A 17,896-nucleotide genomic window follows, 5' to 3' on the forward strand; every position below is an offset into this window, starting at 1 on the left:
GCCCCTATAGCGTGACCCCACTCTTAAATATCGCCAGCTCGCGGAAATCGTTCACTTCGTTGCGCGTCTGACGGCCGTTGGCGATCGCCACAATGGTATCGACAAACTGCGCCAGCAGTTCGGGCATCGGCGTGCCGTGGATCAGCTGCCCGGCATCGAAATCAATCCAGTGCGGCTTCTTCGCCGCCAGTTCGCTGTTGGTCGCCAGCTTTACCGTCGGCACAAAGCCGCCGTAAGGCGTTCCGCGCCCGGTGCTGAACAGCACCATATGACAGCCCGCTCCCGCCAGCGCGCTGGTGGCAACCGCATCATTACCCGGCGCGCTGAGCAGGTTTAACCCCGGCTGTTGCAGGCGCTCACCGTACTTCAGCACGTCCACCACCTGGCTCTGCCCGGCTTTCTGCGTGCAGCCCAGCGACTTCTCCTCCAGCGTGGTGATACCGCCCGCTTTATTGCCCGGTGACGGGTTCTCATAAATCGGCTGGTTGTGGGCGATAAAATAGCGTTTGAAGTCGTTGATCATGCGGACGGTACTGGCGAAGGTCGCTTCGTCGCGGCAGCGGCTCATCAGTATGCGCTCCGCACCAAACATCTCCGGCACTTCGGTCAGCACCGTGGTGCCGCCGTTGGCGATCATCTGGTCGGAGAAACGCCCGAGCAGCGGGTTCGCGGTGATGCCGGACAGGCCGTCGGAACCGCCGCACTCAAGGCCGAACTTCAGCTCGCTGAGCCGCCCCGGCTGACGCTTGTCGTGGCGCATCGCGGCGTACAGCTGGTGCAGCCGCTCCAGCCCTGCTTCCACCTCGTCGTCCTGCTGCTGGCAGATCATAAAGCTCACGCGCTGCGGGTCGAACTCGCCCAGCGTCTGGCGAAACACGTCCACCTGATTGTTTTCACACCCCAGCCCAATCACCAGCACCGCGCCGGCGTTCGGATGGCGCACCATGTTTTGCAGCATGGTGCGGGTGTTTTCATGATCCTGCCCGAGCTGTGAGCAGCCGAACGGATGGCTGAACAGATGCACGCCGTCGATATCCGCTGCGTTATCCGTCTCTTTCAGGAAGCGTTGCAGGATCTGGCGCGCAATGCCGTTGACGCAGCCTACCGTCGGCAGGATCCACAGCTCGTTGCGGATCCCCACCTCCCCGCTGGCACGGCGGTAAATCTGCACTTCACGGTCCGCAGCCTGCGGCGGCAGCGTAGCGAAAGCAGGCTGATAATGATAGTCGTCGAGATCGTTGAGATTGGTGCGCGCATTGTGCGAGTGGATAATCTCCCCGGCGGCGATCGGCTGGGTAGCATGGCCGATAGGCAGGCCGTACTTCACCACCAGCTCGCCCCCGGCCAGCGGCTGCAGCGCAAATTTATGCCCGCGCCCAACCGCCTGTTTCAGCACCAGCGGCTGCTCACCCTCGCTGATGCTCTCCCCTTCCTGCAGGTCGCGCAGCGCCACGGCAACATTGTCGAGGCTGTGGATCTTAATGATGCTTTGCATGTATCGGCCTTAGTTCAGCTGCGCCAGCGCGGCGCGCATCCCGAGCGTGTTGATGTGGTGTAAGTGAGCGGTAACCTGCGCCGCCAGCCCCGGTAACCTGGTTAAATCCTGCCCCCAGTGCGCCGCATCGCTCAGCACCTCGGCGACCAGCCGTTCGAGAGGCATGTCGCGGCACTCAACCTGCGGCCACAGCGTGGCGAAGCGCTGCAGCCAGTGCGCGTCATCCTGCAGGCTGTAGCGCACGCCCGCCCGTTCACCGCGGTAGTAAGCCAGCAGCGCCGCCAGCGCGAAGCTGAGGCGCGGTGACGGCTGGCCGTGCCGGGCGATCTGCCACAGCAGCGCGGGCAGCAGGCGGGTGCGGAATTTGGTCATGCCGTTCAGCGCGATGGCGCTGAGCGAGTGGCGAATATAGGGATTGCGAAAGCGGCTCAGCACCGCATCGGCAAACGCATTCAGCTCGTCACGCGGCTGCGCCAGCGTCGGGATAATCTCATCACGCAGCGTGCGCTCAACAAACTGCGCCAGCGCGCTGTCGTCCATCGCTTCTCCCACCGCCTCCAGCCCGGCCAGAAACGCCACCGGCACCATGGCGGTGTGCGCGCCGTTGAGGATCGCCACCTTGCGCTCTTTATAGGGTTTGATGTTGTCCACCAGGCGGATATTCAGCGCCAGGCTGTCGAGCCGCAGCTCGTCGGCCAGCGCTGGCGGCCCCTGGATCACCAGCTGGTAATAGACCTCCCCCGCCACCAGGTAGTCGTCGCGATAGCCCAGTTCGGCCTGTACCCCGGCGGCATCGTCGGGGTAGCCGGTAACAATGCGGTCCACCAGCGTGGAGCAAAAGAGGTTGTGTTGCTCAACCCACTGCATAAAGGCGGCGGGCAGCTGCCAGTGCTGCGCGGTTTGCCGCACGCAGCTCAGCAGCGCGGCGCCGTTATCGTCGATCAGTTCACAGGGCAGCATCACCCAGCCCTTGTCCGCCGCGCCGTCAAAGTGCTGCCAGCGCTCAAACAGCAACCGCGTCAGCTTCGCCGGGAAGCTGACGGGCGGTGCGGCGTCCAGCCGATCCTGCGGGTCAAAGTAGATCCCCGCTTCGGTGGTATTGGAAACCACAACACGCAGCAGCGGATCGCGCGCCAGCGCCAGAAACTCGGCAAACTGTTCTGCCGGCTGGATCTCACGATTCAGCGAGCGGATCAACCGCGGTTCGCTCACCACTTCACCCTGCGCATTGATGCCGCGGATCAGCGTGGTATACAGCCCGTCCTGATGATTCAGGCTGCGCGGGCTGTGGCTGCTGCGCGGCCTGACCACCACGATCCCGGCATCGAGATCGCTGTGCTGGTTGAGCAGATCGATCTGCCAGTCGATAAAGGCGCGTAAGAAGTTGCCCTCCCCGAACTGGATAATGCGCTCGGGATAGTGACGCCCCGGAAAATCGCGGCGGTTCAGCTGCTGCATGTGCACCTCTCCTTACAGCTCGATGGCGAAGTAGTCGCGGGCGTTGTTAAAGCAGATGTTCTGCACCATTTCGCCCAGCAGCGCGATATCGCCCGGCGCTTCGCCTTTTTCTACCCAGCGGCCGATCATCTGGCACAGCAGGCGGCGGAAATATTCGTGGCGCGTGTAGGAGAGGAAGCTGCGGCTGTCGGTCAGCATGCCGACAAAGCGGCTCAGCAGGCCCATCTGCGCCAGCTGGGTCATCTGCCGCTCCATGCCGTCCTTCTGGTCGTTGAACCACCAGGCGGAACCAAACTGCATCTTGCCCGGCTGCCCTTCGCCCTGGAAGTTTCCGGCCATGGTCGCCAGCACCTCGTTATCACGCGGGTTGAGGCAGTAAAGGATGGTTTTCGGCAGCGCGTTATCGCGGTTCTGCGCATCCAGCAGTTTCGACAGCGGCTCCGCCAGCGGGCGGTCGTTAATTGAGTCGAAGCCGACGTCCGGCCCCAGCAGCTGCAGCTGGCGGCGGTTGTTATTGCGCAGCGCGCCGATGTGATACTGCTGCACCCAGCCGCGACGGGCGTATTCTGCGCCCAGCCATACCAGCACCGCCGTTTTAAACTGCGCGACTTCAGACTCGGGCGGGATAGTCCCGGCCAGGCGGCGGGCAAGAATGCCGTCCAGCGTGGCTTCATCCGCTTCGCCATACAGCACCACGTCCAGCGCGTGATCCGACACCTTACAGCCGTGAGCGGCGAAGTGATCGAGGCGCGTTTTCAGCGCACGCTTAAGGTCGTCAAAGCGCGTGATATCGGTATCGGAGACTGCCGCAAGGGTTTGCAGATAGTCGGTGAACCCTTCCGCTTCGATATTAAAGGCTTTATCCGGCCGCCAGCTCGGCAGAACTTTGGTGGCAAAGCTGCCGTCTGCGGCCAGCGCACGGTGGTGGCGCAGATCGTCAACCGGATCGTCGGTGGTGCCCACCATCTTCACGTTCATCTGCTGCATGATGCCGCGCGCGCTGAAGGCATCCTGCGCCAGTAAATCGTTGCACTGGTGCCAGATAGCATCGGCGGTTTTTGGCGATAGCAGCGTGTCGGTGATGCCAAACGGGCGGCGCAGCTCAAGGTGCGTCCAGTGGTACAGCGGGTTGCCGATGGTGTCCGGCACCGTGCGCGCCCAGGCGTCAAACTTCGCGCGGTCGCTGGCATCCCCGGTACATAACGCTTCCGGCACGCCGTTGGCCCGCATGGCGCGCCATTTGTAGTGGTCCCCTTTCAGCCAGATATCGTAGAGATTGGTAAAGCGGTAATTTTCGGCAATCTGCTGCGGCGGCAGGTGGCAGTGATAGTCGAAAATCGGCTGATCGGCAGCGTAGTCATGATAGAGCCGACGGGAAAACTCACTCTCCAGTAAAAAATCTTCACTCATAAAGCGCGACATAGGGTCTCTCCTGCTTTGTGACAATGCCAGTAAAGTTATCATACCAATTATGGCGAACGCTGAATAAATAGTGAGAATTCGATCACAAATACACCACTAAATATCGCTGTAAAACGGCTCCACCCGGCAGAAAAGACGCTATCCGGCGCTCTTTTCAGCGATTTTATTATCCCTCATTGCAAAAATGGTTTTTGTGATGGCATTCAACTTTTAAATCTGTATGACAAGTTATCGTGTCGGCGTTTTGTCAATCTCTGTACAGATTTCTCACTGATGTGCGGGTGCTGATATGCAGCAAGCCGTCCCGCTCGATAGCGGTGTTCACCTCGGGTGCAACATCAATAATAATTACGGGAAGAGGTTTTAAATGCGTAAAATTAAAGGGTTACGCTGGTATATGATCGGTCTGGTGACCATCGGTACCATTCTGGGCTACCTGACGCGCAACGCCATTGCGGTGGCGGCCCCGACGCTGGAATCTCAGCTGCATATCACCACCCAACAGTACTCCTATATCGTTGCCGCTTACTCAGCCTGTTACACCATTATGCAGCCGGTGGCGGGCTACGTGCTGGACGTGCTCGGCACCAAAATTGGCTATGCGATGTTTGCAATTATCTGGGCGATTTTCTGTGCCGCCACCGCGCTGGCAGGCAGCTGGGGCGGGCTGGCGCTGGCCCGTGGCGCAGTCGGTGCGGCGGAGGCAGCGATGATCCCCGCCGGGCTGAAGGCCAGCAGCGAGTGGTTCCCGGCGAAGGAGCGTTCGATTGCCGTCGGCTACTTTAATGTTGGCTCTTCCATCGGGGCGATGATTGCTCCCCCGCTGGTGGTGTGGGCGATTGTCGCGCACAGCTGGGAGATGGCCTTTATCATCACCGGCGTGCTGAGCCTGATCTGGGCGCTGTGCTGGCTGGTGTTCTATAAGCATCCGAAAGACCAGAAGAAGCTCGACCCGGAGGAGCGCGACTACATTCTTTCCGGCCAGGAAGCTCAGCATCAGACCAATAATGGTAAAAAGATGTCGGCCTGGCAGATCCTGCGCAACCGCCAGTTCTGGGGCATTGCGCTGCCGCGCTTTCTTGCGGAACCCGCGTGGGGCACCTTCAACGCGTGGATCCCGCTGTTTATGTTTAAGGCTTACGGCTTCAATTTGAAAGAGATCGCCATGTTTGCCTGGATGCCGATGCTGTTCGCCGATCTCGGCTGCATCGTTGGGGGCTACCTGCCGCCGTTTTTCCAACGGGTGTTTGGCGTAAACCTGATTGTCTCACGCAAGCTGGTGGTGACCATGGGCGCGGTGCTGATGATCGGCCCCGGTACTATCGGCCTGTTTACCAGCCCGTATGCGGCGATTGCGCTGCTGTGCGTCGGCGGCTTTGCCCACCAGGCGCTGTCCGGCGCGCTGATTACGCTCTCATCCGACGTGTTTGGCCGTAATGAAGTGGCGACAGCCAACGGCCTGACCGGGATGGCGGCGTGGACGGCCAGCACCCTATTTGCGCTGGTGGTCGGGGCGCTGGCGGATACGCTCGGCTTCAGCCCGCTGTTTGCCGCGCTGGCGGTGTTTGACCTGCTGGGCGCGATAGTGATCTGGACGCTGCTGAAGAACCAGCCGATTTCCGAGCTTGAGCAGAAGAAGAACGAGCGCGTAGTCGGGGCGGTGACGCAGCATTCGTGATTGATATGACGGGCGGACCGAAAAAGAGGGTCCGCCCCTACGGCTCCGCCAAATGCCAGGGGTCGACATTTTTTCGGTCGACCCTTCACCGCCAAAAGTGGTATAACAAATTCCATTATCACCCTGTCCTCAACCGGAGCGTGGATCATGGAACCGACCGACTCGCGTCGCCTTTACCAACAGCTGGCCGCCGAACTGAAACGCCGCCTTGAACAGGGTGTTTATCAGGTGGGCGACAAGCTGCCCGCCGAACGTTTTATTGCCGAAGAGATGCGCGTCAGCCGTACCGTGGTGCGTGAGGCGATCATCATGCTGGAGGTGGAAGGCTATGTGGAAGTGCGTAAAGGCTCCGGCATCCACGTCATCTCCCAGCAGCAGCAGAACCGCGTTAACACCGACAGCAATCTTGAATTTGCCCATTTCGGTCCGTTTGAACTCTTGCAGGCGCGCCAGTTAATTGAAAGCAATATTGCCGAGTTTGCCGCCACGCAGGTGACGCGCCAGGATATTGTGCAGCTGATGGACATTCAGGCACAGGCCCGTAAGGAGGACCGCTTCCGCGACTCCGAATGGGATATGAAATTTCACGTGCAGATTGCCCTCTCCACCCAGAACAGCGCGCTGGCCGCAATTGTCGAAAAGATGTGGCTGCACCGCCGCCACAATCCTTACTGGCTGAAGCTGCACGAGCATATCGACGACAAATCGATTGAGAGCTGGTGTGAAGATCACGACAACATCCTTAAGGCGCTGATGCGTAAAGACCCTGCCGCCAGCAAGCTGGCGATGTGGCAGCACCTGGAAAACACCAAGCAGATGTTGTTTCATGCCACCACCGACGATTTTGAATTTAACGTCGACCGCTATATGTTTGCTGAAAATCCGGTGGTCACCCTCGATACCGCTGCCAACGACGAAAAATAGCACTCTTGATCCAGGCTGGCCTAACCCATTGAGTAAAATACGTTCAATAGTGTCAGCCTGTGTAAAACTCCTTCCTGCCAGCCGATTCCAACGGTAAAACATCGTTGGCCCGGTGTTTCTTCCTGTCCAGGCTTACGTAATTTTGTTACAGTTATCTGGCTTTTTTTACTCTTGCAACAGGGTGCAAAAAGCACAGTGATTTTCACTGGCTTCGCTGTTCAGCCGCTCGTTACATGGCAAAAAGCACCGCTAAAATGATTAATTAAGTGTGTAAATAGCTGTAAGACGAGCCTACTTTGGTGTACAGGACGATTAATGGATATTTTCAAATCTCTGGTGCAGGCGCTGTGGCAACAGGATTACGCCACTCTGGCTGACCCGACGCTGGTCTGGGCCATCTATTTTGTACTGTTTATGATCCTTTTTCTCGAAAACGGCCTGCTGCCCGCCGCTTTTCTGCCTGGCGACAGCCTGCTGATTCTGGTCGGCGTACTCATTGCCAAAGGCACCATGAGCTTCCCGTTGACGATATTTATTCTTACCACCGCTGCCAGCCTCGGCTGCTGGGTCAGCTATATTCAGGGGCGATGGCTGGGCAACACCGCCACCGTGCAGAAATGGCTGGCGCATCTGCCGGCGCAGTACCATCAGCGCGCACACCAGATGTTTCACCGCCACGGGCTGTCAGCCCTGCTGATTGGCCGTTTTATTGCATTCGTCCGCACGCTGCTGCCCACTATCGCCGGCCTGTCTGGCCTGAGCAATGCGCGCTTTCAGTTTTTTAACTGGATGAGCGCCCTGCTGTGGGTGCTGATTTTGACCGTAATGGGCTTTGCGCTCGGTAAGACGCCGATTTTCCGCAAATATGAAGATCAGCTGATGTTCTGCCTGATGTTACTGCCGCTGGTGCTGCTGGTGTTCGGCTTGTTTGGTTCGCTTTACGTCCTGTGGCGCAAAAAACATTCTAATGAGAAAGGAAACTCATAATGCCTGACTTTATTAAACTGCCCGCACGCTCGCTGCGGCTGCTTCCCTGGCTGGCGCTGGCAGTGGTGGCGCTGCTTGGCCTGGCGATGGTACCTGCGCTGTTTCGCAGCGATACCGCCCTGCAAATTCGCGCGTCGCGCCAGGGGATCAGCCTGCCCGACGGCTTTTATGTCTACCAGCGCCTGAACGCGCAGGGCATCCATATCAAAAGCATCACGCCGGAGCAGAATTCCCTGGTGATCAAGTTCGACTCCCAGGAGCAGAGCGCCGCCGCCGAAAAGGTGCTGCGTGAACTGCTGCCTTACGGATTTGATATCGCACGGCTGGATAATCAGGGTGCATCGAACTGGATTAACCGCATCAGCCTGCGTACGCAATCCATCGGCTAAGCCCTCTCGCCCCGCGCTCGTGCGGGGCTATCCCTAAGAATCCTCTCTCTTTTTGAGCTTTCGCCGTTTTCTGTCTATGCTTTATAAGCCGTAAATAGCGACACCCCTGTTTCAGGAACACGATATCTTCGATCCCGATATCCGCGCAAAGGAAGGTTACGACCACTATGACATACCGCATTATCCTCGGTGCAAGCCTGCTGGCTCTGGCCACCTTTAGCCAGGCGGCGTCCTTGTGCGAGCAGAAAGAGCAGTCTATCCAGCACGAAATCGACCTTGCGCAAAAGCATGATAACCAGCGCCGGGTCACCGGACTGGAACGTGCGCTGACGGAAACTCGCGCCACCTGTAGCGATGCCAGCCTGAGAGATGCACGTCAGGAAAAGATTAAGCAGCATCAGCAAAAAGTGGCCGAGCGCCAGCAGGAACTGAAACAGGTTGCGGACGGTGATGACCAGGAAAAGATCGCCAAGCGTGAAAAGAAACTGGCCGAAGCCCAACATGAATTGAAGGAAGTGCAGGCTGCCCCCTATTAAGGCCCTGTCAACGCTACTTAATATTATTAAAGGAGTTTTCCATGTCTAAAGATACTACCTCAGAACATCTGCGCGCCGAGCTGAAAAACCTGGCTGACACGCTGGAAGAAGTGCTTAGCTCCTCAACTGAAAAATCCAAAACCGAGCTGGATAAGCTGCGCAGTAAAGCACAGAGCGCGCTGAAAGATACCCGTGCCCGCCTGGGTGACTCTGGCGACCGCATCGCGCAGACCACGCGTGAAGCAGCAGAGCGCACCGATGTCTACGTGCGCGATAACCCATGGACCAGCGTGGGTATCGGTGCTGCTGTCGGTGTGGTTCTGGGCGTGCTGCTGACCCGTCGTTAATATGGCTGATAACCGTCAAAGCCAGGGCCCCGGCAAAGGGGTCATTAACATCGGGCAGCGCATCGTCACCACGCTGGTCGGCATGGTTGAAACCCGTATCCGTCTGGCGGTGGTGGAGCTGGAAGCTGAAAAAGCCAATCTGATTCAGATGCTGCTGATGATTGGCCTGACTATGCTGTTCACCGCGTTTGGTCTGATGAGCCTGATGGTGCTGATTATCTGGGCAGTAGATGCACAATACCGGCTGATGGCAATTGCCATTACCACCGGCGTGCTGTTCGCTCTGGCCTTGATATTGGGCCTGTGGACGCTGGCAAAATCGCGGCGTTCTACCCTGCTCAGCGCCACCCGCAAGGAGCTGTCGGAAGACCGCAAGCTGCTGGAGGATGAGTGATGAGCCGTGAACGTGAAGCCCGAAAGGCGGCGCTGCTGAAGGAGATCCAGCAGCAGCGCCTGGACCTGAGTGCCGGGCGTAAAGCCTGGCTCGTACGGACCGAGCGCTACGACCACGGCTGGCTGGCTCTCCTCAGCGCGAAACGCTATCTGGCGCTCGGCAGTGGTCTGATGGCCATCTGGTCGGCGCGCAACCCGCGCAAACTCGGGCGCCTGGCCCGACGTGGCCTGGGCCTGTGGAGTACCTGGCGCGTAGTGCGTAACTATCTGCCCCGCCGTTGATCGTTCTGCTTTTACAGCCGCGCTTAACCGGCGGCTGCACCTCACCAGTTTTCTTGAACAACTTCGACAGATTATCTCGCTTACAATAATTTCATCCCGCGCATATTATCTCCAGCAACGAACGGCAGTGTGCGCTTAAGACGCCTCAGGCCTAAGTAAAAGCTCGGTCGGGCTGCTGCACGACCTTCAATTCTTGTTTGGGGTAATCATGAAAAAATTAGAAGATAGCGGTATGGTACTGGCGCGTATCCTGATGGCTGTGCTGTTTATTGTGGCAGGCTGGGGCAAACTGACCAACTACGAAGGTACGCAGCAGTTTATGGCCTCCATGGGCATTCCGGCGCTGTTTGTGCCGCTAACCGTGCTGCTGGAGTTTGGCGGTGGTCTGGCTATCGTATTTGGCTTTTTCACCCGTACCACCGCGCTGATTACTGCGGTGTTCACCATCCTGACGGCGATTCTGGCGCACAGTAATTTCGCCGTTGATGGCTCAACCATGTTCCTGAAAAATGTCAGCATTGCAGGCGGTTTCCTGCTGCTGGCTATCACCGGCCCTGGCGCATTCAGCATCGACCGGGCGTTGGGTAAGAAGTGGTAAGTTCGCTATACTGATTTTATCGGGGGCGGGGATCATATCCTCGCCCCTTTTCATTTGCAGCAGCACAGGGAGGAAGTATGGGACAACTTATTGACGGCGTCTGGCACGATCGGTGGTATGACACCAAATCGACCGGCGGCCGCTTTAAACGCTCCGAATCGGCCTTTCGCAACTGGGTCACTGCCGATGGCAGCGCAGGCCCGCACGGCAAGGGTGGATTTCAGGCGGAGGCGGGGCGCTATCACCTGTATGTTTCACTGGCCTGCCCGTGGGCGCACCGCACGCTGATTATGCGCCAGCTGAAAGGGCTGGAGGAGATGATCACCGTCTCCGTGGTGCATCCGCTGATGCTGGAGAACGGCTGGACGTTTGATGAAGATTTCCCTGCTGCTACCGGCGACAGCCTGTATCAGAACGAATATCTTTACCAACTTTACCTGCATGCAGACCCGCAGTATAGCGGGCGCGTTACCGTGCCGGTGCTGTGGGATAAACATCAGCACACCATCGTGAGCAATGAGTCCGCCGATATCATCCGCATGCTGAACAGCGCATTTGATGGCGTAGGCGCGCGCGCCGGCGATTATTATCCGGCAAACCTGCGGGCAGAAATTGATGAGCTGAACGCCTGGATCTACGACAGCGTCAACAATGGCGTGTATAAGTCAGGATTTGCCACCAGCCAGGCGGCTTACGATGAGGCGGTGAATGCGCTATTCATCGCGCTGGATCGGCTGGAGTCGATCCTCGGCAAGCATCGCTATCTGACCGGGGAGCAGCTGACCGAAGCCGATATTCGGCTGTGGACCACGCTGGTGCGCTTCGACCCGGTGTACGTCACCCACTTTAAGTGCGACCGCCATCGCATCGGCGACTGTCTCAATCTCAACGGTTTCCTGCGCGATCTGTACCAGATGCCGGGCCTGGCCGAGACGGTGAATATTGAGCATATCCGCCATCACTACTACTGCAGCCACAAAACCATCAATCCGAGCGGCGTGATCTCACTCGGCCCGGCCTGGGACTGGGATGAGCCGCACGGACGCGACCGTCACTTTGGCTGATTTTTGACATAAGGAGCGAAATCAACTTTCGCTCCCGGCTTCTCCGGCCATTTCTTGATCTGGCACAACTTCCCGCCTCTGGCGCTTACGTATCTTTATTGATGTATTCGCCTGATGCGGGATATCCGCCAGATTTCAACCCGGAGAGAAGCCATGATCAAACCCCTCGCTTTCTGCCTTGCCGTCGTGATGCTGTGCTATGTGGCGTTTGTCGGCCACTATTACTATCAGACTTTTTCAACCTTCAGCGGTATTCAACATAGCCAGGAGATCGCTGCGTCAGATAATCCCGCGTCCTGACCCGTCAGCGTGCTGCGGGGGGTTAACTCTGGCGCTGTTTTGCCAGCAGCTTTGGTATCTCCCGCAGGCACCATGACTTCGCTTCACCCATACTGTCACGCCGCCACGCCATAATAATATCCACTTCCCGCGTATATTCCGGGCTGACCACCCGCAGGCGCCCTTCGTTAATATCCTTTTCCACCATCGAATACGGCATGGTGCCGACGCCCAGCCCCGCCAGCAGCGCACGATGCTTATCTTCAATGGTACTGACCGTCAGGCGCTGCTGCTTGTCGAGCAGCGTTACCGTCAGCACCGGACGTTCGCGGGCGGTATCCGCCACCGCAATGCCGCGATATTTAACCCGGGTGGTTTCCGACAGCGGTTCAGGTTCCTGATGGATCGGGTGTTCCGGGCTGGCAACATAGACGCTGAGCAGCGTATACAGCTTGCGGGTGTTAATTTCAGACGAGGCGCGAAAATGCAGGTCCGGGGCAATCACAATATCGGCACGCCCCTGCTCCAGGCGCTCCCACGCGCCGGCCAGCACCTCCGTCATCAGCGACAGTTGGGTATTGGCTTTGTCTGCCAGCCTCTCCACCAGCGGGAACAGCAGCTCGGTCGAGACCAGCGCCTCGGCGGCAATGGTCAGATGCGTTTCCCAGCCGCGCGCCAGCGCTTCCGCATCGGTGGTCAGCTTATCGGCCGCTTCCAGCAGCACGCGCCCGCGCTCCAGCAGCATGCGCCCGACGTTGGTGAACTTGGTGCGGTGACCCGAACGGTCAAACAGCACCACATCCAACTCCTCCTCCAGCTTCTGCATTGTATAACTGAGGGCGGAGGGGACTCTGCCGAGTTCGTCGGCGGCGGCGGCAAAACTGCCCCGACGATCGATGGCATCCATGACACGCAGCGCTTCCAGCGTCAGAGCACGATCTTTGGCCATAGTAATTCTCTGTCAGGAAATTTGAATATAGCCAGCAGATTAACTGGCTAACAATCCGCCGTCCAGAAACTTAACATAACAGGATAATAAGGCCGGTCCAGTCCGGCCAATAAGGAGAAACGTATGATTACCAGTCGAACCGCAGAGCAGTGTGGCACAGCCGATTATGGCTGGCTGCAGGCGCGCTATACCTTCTCCTTTGGTCACTATTTTGATCCAAAACTGCTCGGCTACGCGTCATTGCGCGTGCTGAACCAGGAAGTGCTGGCACCAGGGGCTTCCTTTCAACCACGCACCTACCCGAAGGTCGATGTCCTCAATCTGATTTTGCAGGGCACGGCCGAGTATCGCGACAGCGAGGGCAACCACGTCACGGCGCAGGCGGGTGAAGCGCTGCTGCTGGCGACGCAGGCGGGGGTGAGCTATTCAGAACATAACACCAGTAAAGAGAGCAGCCTGACGCGTATGCAGCTGTGGCTGGACGCCTGCCCGCTGCGCGAGAACAGCGCAGTGCAGCGCATGGCACTACCTGACTGCCAGCGCTATACGCTATTAGCCTCTCCGGACGGCAGCGACGGCAGCCTGCAGCTGCGCCAGCAGGCGTGGGTGCATCAGGTGCTGCTGGAGCCGGGCGAAAGTTTCAGCCTGCCGCTGCACGGCGCACGCGCCTACCTGCAATCGATCCACGGTTCACTAAAGGCGGTAACCCAGTCGCAGCAGCAGGAAAGCCTGACCTGCGGCGACGGCGCCTTCCTGCGCGAAGAGCAGAGCGTGACGCTGACGGCAGAAACCCCGCTGCGCGCGCTGGTGATTGATCTACCGGTTTAACCACAGCGAGCACGCCGATCCCCTCCGCGCAGCGTGAATTTGCCTACGCCAGCTTAACCGGCCACTGGTTGAGCTGGATCCCGCGTTTCTTCGCCCCTTCGCCAAAATCTTTCAGCAGCGCTTTAACGTCCGGGTCGATATATTCCGCGCTGTCGTGATCGACAATCACCACGCTATTTTCCGGGATCTCCGCCAGCAGCCCCTTCAGCCGTGGATTATGCATAAAGGTCAGATTCTGCTGGAAGCTCAGCACGTAGTGGTCGTCGTAGCGCGTCAGATGCATCGCGTTGCGGTGGCTTTGATAGATGCTGAACAGCAGCTGCGTCGCGAGGCCAATGCCGATCCCCGCCAGCATGCCAAATATCAGAATGCCGCCAACGGTGGCGAGGAACGGCACCGACTGCTGCGCCCCCTGACGCATCTGCGCGACAAACAGGCCCGGCGCCGCCAGCTTATAGCCGGTATACAGCAGCACGGCGGCCAGGCTTGCCAGCGGAATGGCGTTAAGCATGCCGCTGAACCATAGCCCGCAGATCAGCAGCAGCACGCCGTGCAGCAGGATCGACAGCTTGCTCTGTGCCCCCGCGCTGACGTTGACCGAACTGCGCACGATCACCGCGGTGATCGGCAGGCCGCCGAGAAAACCACAGAGTGCATTACCGATACCCTGCGCGCGCATCTCTTTATCCGGCGACGGCGGCGGATTTTGCGGCCGCAGCTTTTTCAGCGCTTCCTGGCTGAGCAGCGTTTCCAGGCTGGCAACAATCGCCAGCGTCAGCGCCACGATATACACCGCCGGGTTCTGCCACGCCAGCCAGTCGGGGCGCTCCAGCTCGCCGGTCAGCGCCTGAATGCTGTCGAACGCGGGCAGTGAAATGCGCGGCAGACCGGCAGAGAGCTCGGGCATCAGCCGCGCGCCAAACACGGTCGCCAGGCAGCCCAGCAGCACCGCCACCAGCGGGCCGGGCGCCCAGGCCAGCCATTTATTGCGCTTCACGGCGGGCGTGGTCCACAGCCAGAGGATCAGCAGCCCGCTCAGCGACACCGCCACCGCCGGCAGGGAGATATTTAGCGAACCGCCGGTCAGCAGCGAGGTCAGGTCGCTCTCCCCTTTTGCGCCCAGCGCCACCGGGATCTGCTGGATAATCAGCAGAATACCAATTGCCGCCAGCATGCCTTTGATCACCGTACCCGGCACCAGGCTGATAAAGCGCCCGGCGCGCAGTACGCCGAACATAAACTGCAGCACCCCGGCGATAATCAGCGCCAGCAGCAGCGCGGAGAACGACCCCAGCGTTTCAATCGCTCCGGTGACGATGGTCACCAGCCCGGCCGCCGGCCCGCTGACGGCAAACTTTGACGGACTGAACGTGGTCACCACCAGCCCGCCGACCACGCCGGTCAGCAGCCCGACAAACGGCGGCAGCCCGCTGGCCTGCGCAATGCCAAGGCACAGCGGCAGCGCCACCAGAAACACCACCAGCCCGGCCGGAATATCCTGTCGTAAGGTTTTCAGGTTCACGCGCTGGCCTCCTCTGTTTGCTGAATCAGCTCCTTCAGATGGCCGCTGTGCAGGTCATAGACGCAGCCAAACAGGTCAAGATCGCTCTTCTCCCGCCAGGCTTTCACAACCGGGGCGGTTTTGACCAGCTGGGCAAACTGCGCCAGCACGTTCGCTTCCACCAGCCGGTTGAGATGCTCACCCTGCTGCTCTTGCGCGCTCAGCGGAGCCAGATCGGCCGACAGCGCCTGGCGCAGCTGGCTGATGCGCCGCGCCAGCGCGGAGTTCTCGTCGCTCAGCGGCATATCCGGCAGCGTCAGGGCCGCCTGCACCCCGCCGCAGCCGTAGTGACCGCACAGCACGATGCGTGAAACCTTCAGGTATTCAATTGCATACTGCAAGACGCTCATAAAGTTATCGTCGTTGCTCACCACCATATTGGCGATGTTGCGATGCACAAACAGCTCGCCGGGATGCGCACCGGTCAGCACTTCCGCCGGGACGCGACTGTCGGAGCAGCCGATCCACAATGAGTGCGGCTGCTGCCCATCTACATTTTGCCGGAAATAGTGCGGATGACGTTGGCGTCGCTGTAATGCCCAACTGCGATTTTTAGCTAACAAGGGTTTAAGTGTCGTCAAAATAGCCTCTCTTCTCCGCAAAACGGATTATCGCTGTCATCGATTAACTGATGGACCTGGAAATAAGTTTTAACATCTTAGTTAATAGAAATGGATTAAGACTAATCTTAACTAGCAGTAAATAGTGCATTTGTAATTTTAATTAAATTCGCTTTCTATTGCGTGGATATTCCTGCATGCGCGCGTCATACCCTTTACTTATCGATATATAAAAACACCATCAATTCATAGAGATATAAAAAATAAAATTTCAGATTATCATCTAAATAAAATACCCACGTCTCTTAAAGTAATTAATTTAATCATAATTATTATCCGCCCTGCGCAACGCGCAATATTATCTTATTGCTCTACAACGCTTTATTATTTAGTCACTCTATTTATCAATAATTGTCAGCAGATGCGGATTTATTTAATCAGATTTACATTCTTCCTCTTTCGGCGTTTCCCGCCCTTGTTGCCTGCTTCCCCCGATTGATAAAATTACGACACAGCTCACCAAATAAACAAAACTCATACCCTCATAACGATTTTATGGCAGACAAATCTATGGGCTATCCCTAAGTTGGTAGTGGAAGTAAAAACAATGAAACTCGTAACAAACTGTTTTAACAGCAAAAAATAATAATACTTATCCCTGTAATCGGGTTAGAGTGAATTCCTTAAGGTGAGTCACGCCAGAGAAAATTCTTAACCCGTAGACGTTATCAATAAAAAAATCAGAGCGTATCCTATGAGCAATCACGACATTATCGATGTAAAAGGCTGGATCGACTCCCGCCCGATCACCGGATACCAGTGGCTGACCCTCGCCCTGTGTTTCATCATCATCATGTTTGATGGCTACGACGCGGCGGCGATGGGTTTTATTGCTCCGGCGCTGATTGAGGACTGGGGCATCAGCCACGCAGAGATGGGGCCTATTTTGGGTGCTGCCATGTTTGGCGTGGCGCTTGGCGCGCTGATTGCCGGCCCGTGGTCCGATAAATTTGGCCGCAAGCGCGTCCTGCTGCTGTCGATTGCCGTCTTCTCCAGCTTCAGTCTGCTGAGCGCCTTCGCCCGCACCCCGCTGGAAATGGGCGCGCTGCGCTTTCTTACCGGCCTCGGGCTGGGTGCGGTCATGCCCAACTGCGTGACCCTGGTATCAGAATATATGCCGGAGCGCCGCCGCAGCCTGATGATCACCGTGATGTATAGCGGTTTTAATATTGGTTCGGGGCTGGGCGGGTTTGTCGCGGCCGGAATGCTGCCGCATTATGGCTGGCAGTCCGTGCTCGGTTTGGGCGGCCTGCTGCCGCTGCTGATGCTGCCGCTGCTGGTGTGGTTACTGCCGGAATCGGCGATGTATATGGTGGTGCGCAAGGTCAGCCGCGACAAGATCGCTGCCGTGCTGCAGCGGCTGGGGGGCGAGTTTTCCGCAGGCACCGCCTTTATTCTCAATGCTCCGCTGATCCCGAAAAAAGCGCAGGTGCTGCAGCTGTTCAGCCGCGGCTATGCGGGCGGGACGCTGGTGCTGTGGCTCACCTACTTCATGGGGCTGTTCGTCATCTATCTGCTGAACGGCTGGCTGCCGACCATTATGCGTTCTGGCGGCGTAACGCTGGAGCGGGCGGCGATCGTCGCCGGTCTGTTCCAGCTGGGCGGCACGGTTGGCGGACTGCTGGTCGGCGGGCTGATGGACCGCTTTAAGGCGAAATACGTTATCGCGCTGTTCTATCTGATGGGCAGCCTGTGCCTCGTCTCTCAGGGCATTTGGGGCTTTGGCCCGTCGCTGCTGGCGCTGCTGGTGTTCCTTGCCGGGGTGTGCATCAACGGTGCGCAGACCGGCCTGCAGGCATTTTCTCCGGCATTTTACCCGACCGAAATGCGCGCCACCGGCGTGTGCTGGATGCACGGCATCGGCCGCAGCGGGGCCATTATCAGCTCTTCCCTGGGCGGCGTGCTGCTCGGCGTGTTCCCGGGGCAGACCGCTATTTTTATCGTTTTGTCGCTCCCGGCTGTATTAGCGGCGCTTTCAATCACCCGACATCACCCCGCTCAGGTGTCCCGTCAGGTCAAAGGCATCGACCTTAATGACCTGCCGTCCCTGTCGCGTACCCTGAATAACCGTTAAACCAGAGGTCAC

At 58.2% G+C, this 17,896-nt stretch carries 19 protein-coding genes; 13 read left to right on the forward strand and 6 right to left on the reverse strand.

What is annotated here, in order from left to right; genetic code table 11:
• Nucleotides 1-4 precede the first annotated feature (4 nt).
• The 3 genes from J2Y91_RS05205 to uxaC are packed head-to-tail and all read right to left on the reverse strand — an operon-like array spanning nucleotide 5 to nucleotide 4,375.
• Nucleotides 5-1,495: a UxaA family hydrolase gene (locus J2Y91_RS05205; RefSeq protein WP_253537590.1), complete on the reverse strand. Its 1,491-nt coding sequence runs from the start codon at nucleotides 1,493-1,495 to the stop codon at nucleotides 5-7.
• A gap of 9 nt (nucleotides 1,496-1,504) precedes the next feature.
• A complete protein-coding gene (locus J2Y91_RS05210) occupies nucleotides 1,505-2,953 on the reverse strand; it encodes a tagaturonate reductase (protein WP_253537593.1) in 1,449 nt (482 codons plus the stop codon).
• 12 nt (nucleotides 2,954-2,965) lie between these two features.
• Nucleotides 2,966-4,375, reverse strand: a complete 1,410-nt coding sequence (gene uxaC / locus J2Y91_RS05215; RefSeq protein ID WP_133622638.1) for a glucuronate isomerase — start codon at nucleotides 4,373-4,375, stop codon at nucleotides 2,966-2,968.
• 367 nt (nucleotides 4,376-4,742) lie between these two features.
• Between uxaC and J2Y91_RS05220 the strand changes: the two genes are divergently transcribed.
• From J2Y91_RS05220 to J2Y91_RS05270, 11 genes are all read left to right on the forward strand, one after another.
• Nucleotides 4,743-6,053 (forward strand): MFS transporter, encoded by a 1,311-nt coding sequence (locus J2Y91_RS05220; RefSeq protein ID WP_253537595.1) that lies wholly within the window; start codon nucleotides 4,743-4,745, stop codon nucleotides 6,051-6,053.
• Between the two features lie 147 nt (nucleotides 6,054-6,200).
• On the forward strand, nucleotides 6,201-6,977 hold the full coding sequence (exuR, locus tag J2Y91_RS05225) for a transcriptional regulator ExuR (RefSeq protein WP_048917326.1): 777 nt from the start codon (nucleotides 6,201-6,203) through the stop codon (nucleotides 6,975-6,977).
• Between the two features lie 315 nt (nucleotides 6,978-7,292).
• On the forward strand, nucleotides 7,293-7,964 hold the full coding sequence (locus J2Y91_RS05230) for a DedA family protein (protein ID WP_048917327.1): 672 nt from the start codon (nucleotides 7,293-7,295) through the stop codon (nucleotides 7,962-7,964).
• Entirely contained in the window at nucleotides 7,964-8,353 is a 390-nt protein-coding gene (gene mzrA / locus J2Y91_RS05235; RefSeq protein ID WP_048917328.1) for an EnvZ/OmpR regulon moderator MzrA, read from the forward strand. The genes J2Y91_RS05230 and mzrA overlap by 1 nt, the downstream gene beginning before the upstream one ends.
• A gap of 167 nt (nucleotides 8,354-8,520) precedes the next feature.
• Nucleotides 8,521-8,889 carry a DUF1090 domain-containing protein gene (locus J2Y91_RS05240; RefSeq protein WP_048917329.1) on the forward strand — a complete coding sequence of 123 codons (369 nt, stop codon included), beginning with the start codon at nucleotides 8,521-8,523 and terminating at the stop codon, nucleotides 8,887-8,889.
• Nucleotides 8,890-8,930: 41 nt separating this feature from the next.
• Nucleotides 8,931-9,236 (forward strand): ElaB/YgaM/YqjD family protein, encoded by a 306-nt coding sequence (locus J2Y91_RS05245; protein ID WP_048917330.1) that lies wholly within the window; start codon nucleotides 8,931-8,933, stop codon nucleotides 9,234-9,236.
• Nucleotide 9,237: 1 nt separating this feature from the next.
• A complete protein-coding gene (locus J2Y91_RS05250) occupies nucleotides 9,238-9,630 on the forward strand; it encodes a phage holin family protein (RefSeq protein WP_048917331.1) in 393 nt (130 codons plus the stop codon).
• Nucleotides 9,630-9,911 (forward strand): YqjK-like family protein, encoded by a 282-nt coding sequence (locus tag J2Y91_RS05255; RefSeq protein ID WP_048917332.1) that lies wholly within the window; start codon nucleotides 9,630-9,632, stop codon nucleotides 9,909-9,911. The genes J2Y91_RS05250 and J2Y91_RS05255 overlap by 1 nt, the downstream gene beginning before the upstream one ends.
• 208 nt (nucleotides 9,912-10,119) lie before the next feature.
• A complete protein-coding gene (locus tag J2Y91_RS05260; protein WP_048917333.1) occupies nucleotides 10,120-10,509 on the forward strand; it encodes a DoxX family protein in 390 nt (129 codons plus the stop codon).
• A 77-nt stretch (nucleotides 10,510-10,586) separates the two neighbouring features.
• Nucleotides 10,587-11,573, forward strand: a complete 987-nt coding sequence (locus J2Y91_RS05265; RefSeq protein ID WP_133622637.1) for a glutathione S-transferase family protein — start codon at nucleotides 10,587-10,589, stop codon at nucleotides 11,571-11,573.
• A gap of 153 nt (nucleotides 11,574-11,726) precedes the next feature.
• Nucleotides 11,727-11,873: a hypothetical protein gene (locus tag J2Y91_RS05270; RefSeq protein WP_166643151.1), complete on the forward strand. Its 147-nt coding sequence runs from the start codon at nucleotides 11,727-11,729 to the stop codon at nucleotides 11,871-11,873.
• 22 nt (nucleotides 11,874-11,895) lie between these two features.
• Here the strand turns inward: J2Y91_RS05270 and J2Y91_RS05275 are convergent, their stop codons facing one another.
• Complete coding sequence (locus J2Y91_RS05275) at nucleotides 11,896-12,801, reverse strand: LysR family transcriptional regulator (protein WP_099754119.1); 906 nt, start codon at nucleotides 12,799-12,801, stop codon at nucleotides 11,896-11,898.
• A 123-nt stretch (nucleotides 12,802-12,924) separates the two neighbouring features.
• Between J2Y91_RS05275 and J2Y91_RS05280 the strand changes: the two genes are divergently transcribed.
• Nucleotides 12,925-13,629, forward strand: a complete 705-nt coding sequence (locus tag J2Y91_RS05280) for a pirin family protein (RefSeq protein WP_048917336.1) — start codon at nucleotides 12,925-12,927, stop codon at nucleotides 13,627-13,629.
• 43 nt (nucleotides 13,630-13,672) lie between these two features.
• Here the strand turns inward: J2Y91_RS05280 and J2Y91_RS05285 are convergent, their stop codons facing one another.
• Nucleotides 13,673-15,151 carry a SulP family inorganic anion transporter gene (locus J2Y91_RS05285; RefSeq protein ID WP_133622636.1) on the reverse strand — a complete coding sequence of 493 codons (1,479 nt, stop codon included), beginning with the start codon at nucleotides 15,149-15,151 and terminating at the stop codon, nucleotides 13,673-13,675.
• The gene (locus tag J2Y91_RS05290) at nucleotides 15,148-15,771 is read right to left on the reverse strand and encodes a carbonic anhydrase (protein ID WP_133622635.1); all 624 of its coding nucleotides are present in this window, start codon (nucleotides 15,769-15,771) and stop codon (nucleotides 15,148-15,150) included. Before J2Y91_RS05290 ends, J2Y91_RS05285 begins: the two co-directional genes overlap by 4 nt.
• Nucleotides 15,772-16,504: 733 nt before the next feature.
• On the opposite strand from J2Y91_RS05290, the gene J2Y91_RS05295 reads away from it, so the two are divergent.
• A complete protein-coding gene (locus J2Y91_RS05295) occupies nucleotides 16,505-17,884 on the forward strand; it encodes an MFS transporter (RefSeq protein WP_048914525.1) in 1,380 nt (459 codons plus the stop codon).
• Nucleotides 17,885-17,896: the final 12 nt, after the last annotated feature.

The sequence above is a fragment of the Erwinia aphidicola genome, from assembly GCF_024169515.1.
In the GTDB taxonomy this organism is placed as follows: domain Bacteria; phylum Pseudomonadota; class Gammaproteobacteria; order Enterobacterales; family Enterobacteriaceae; genus Erwinia; species Erwinia aphidicola.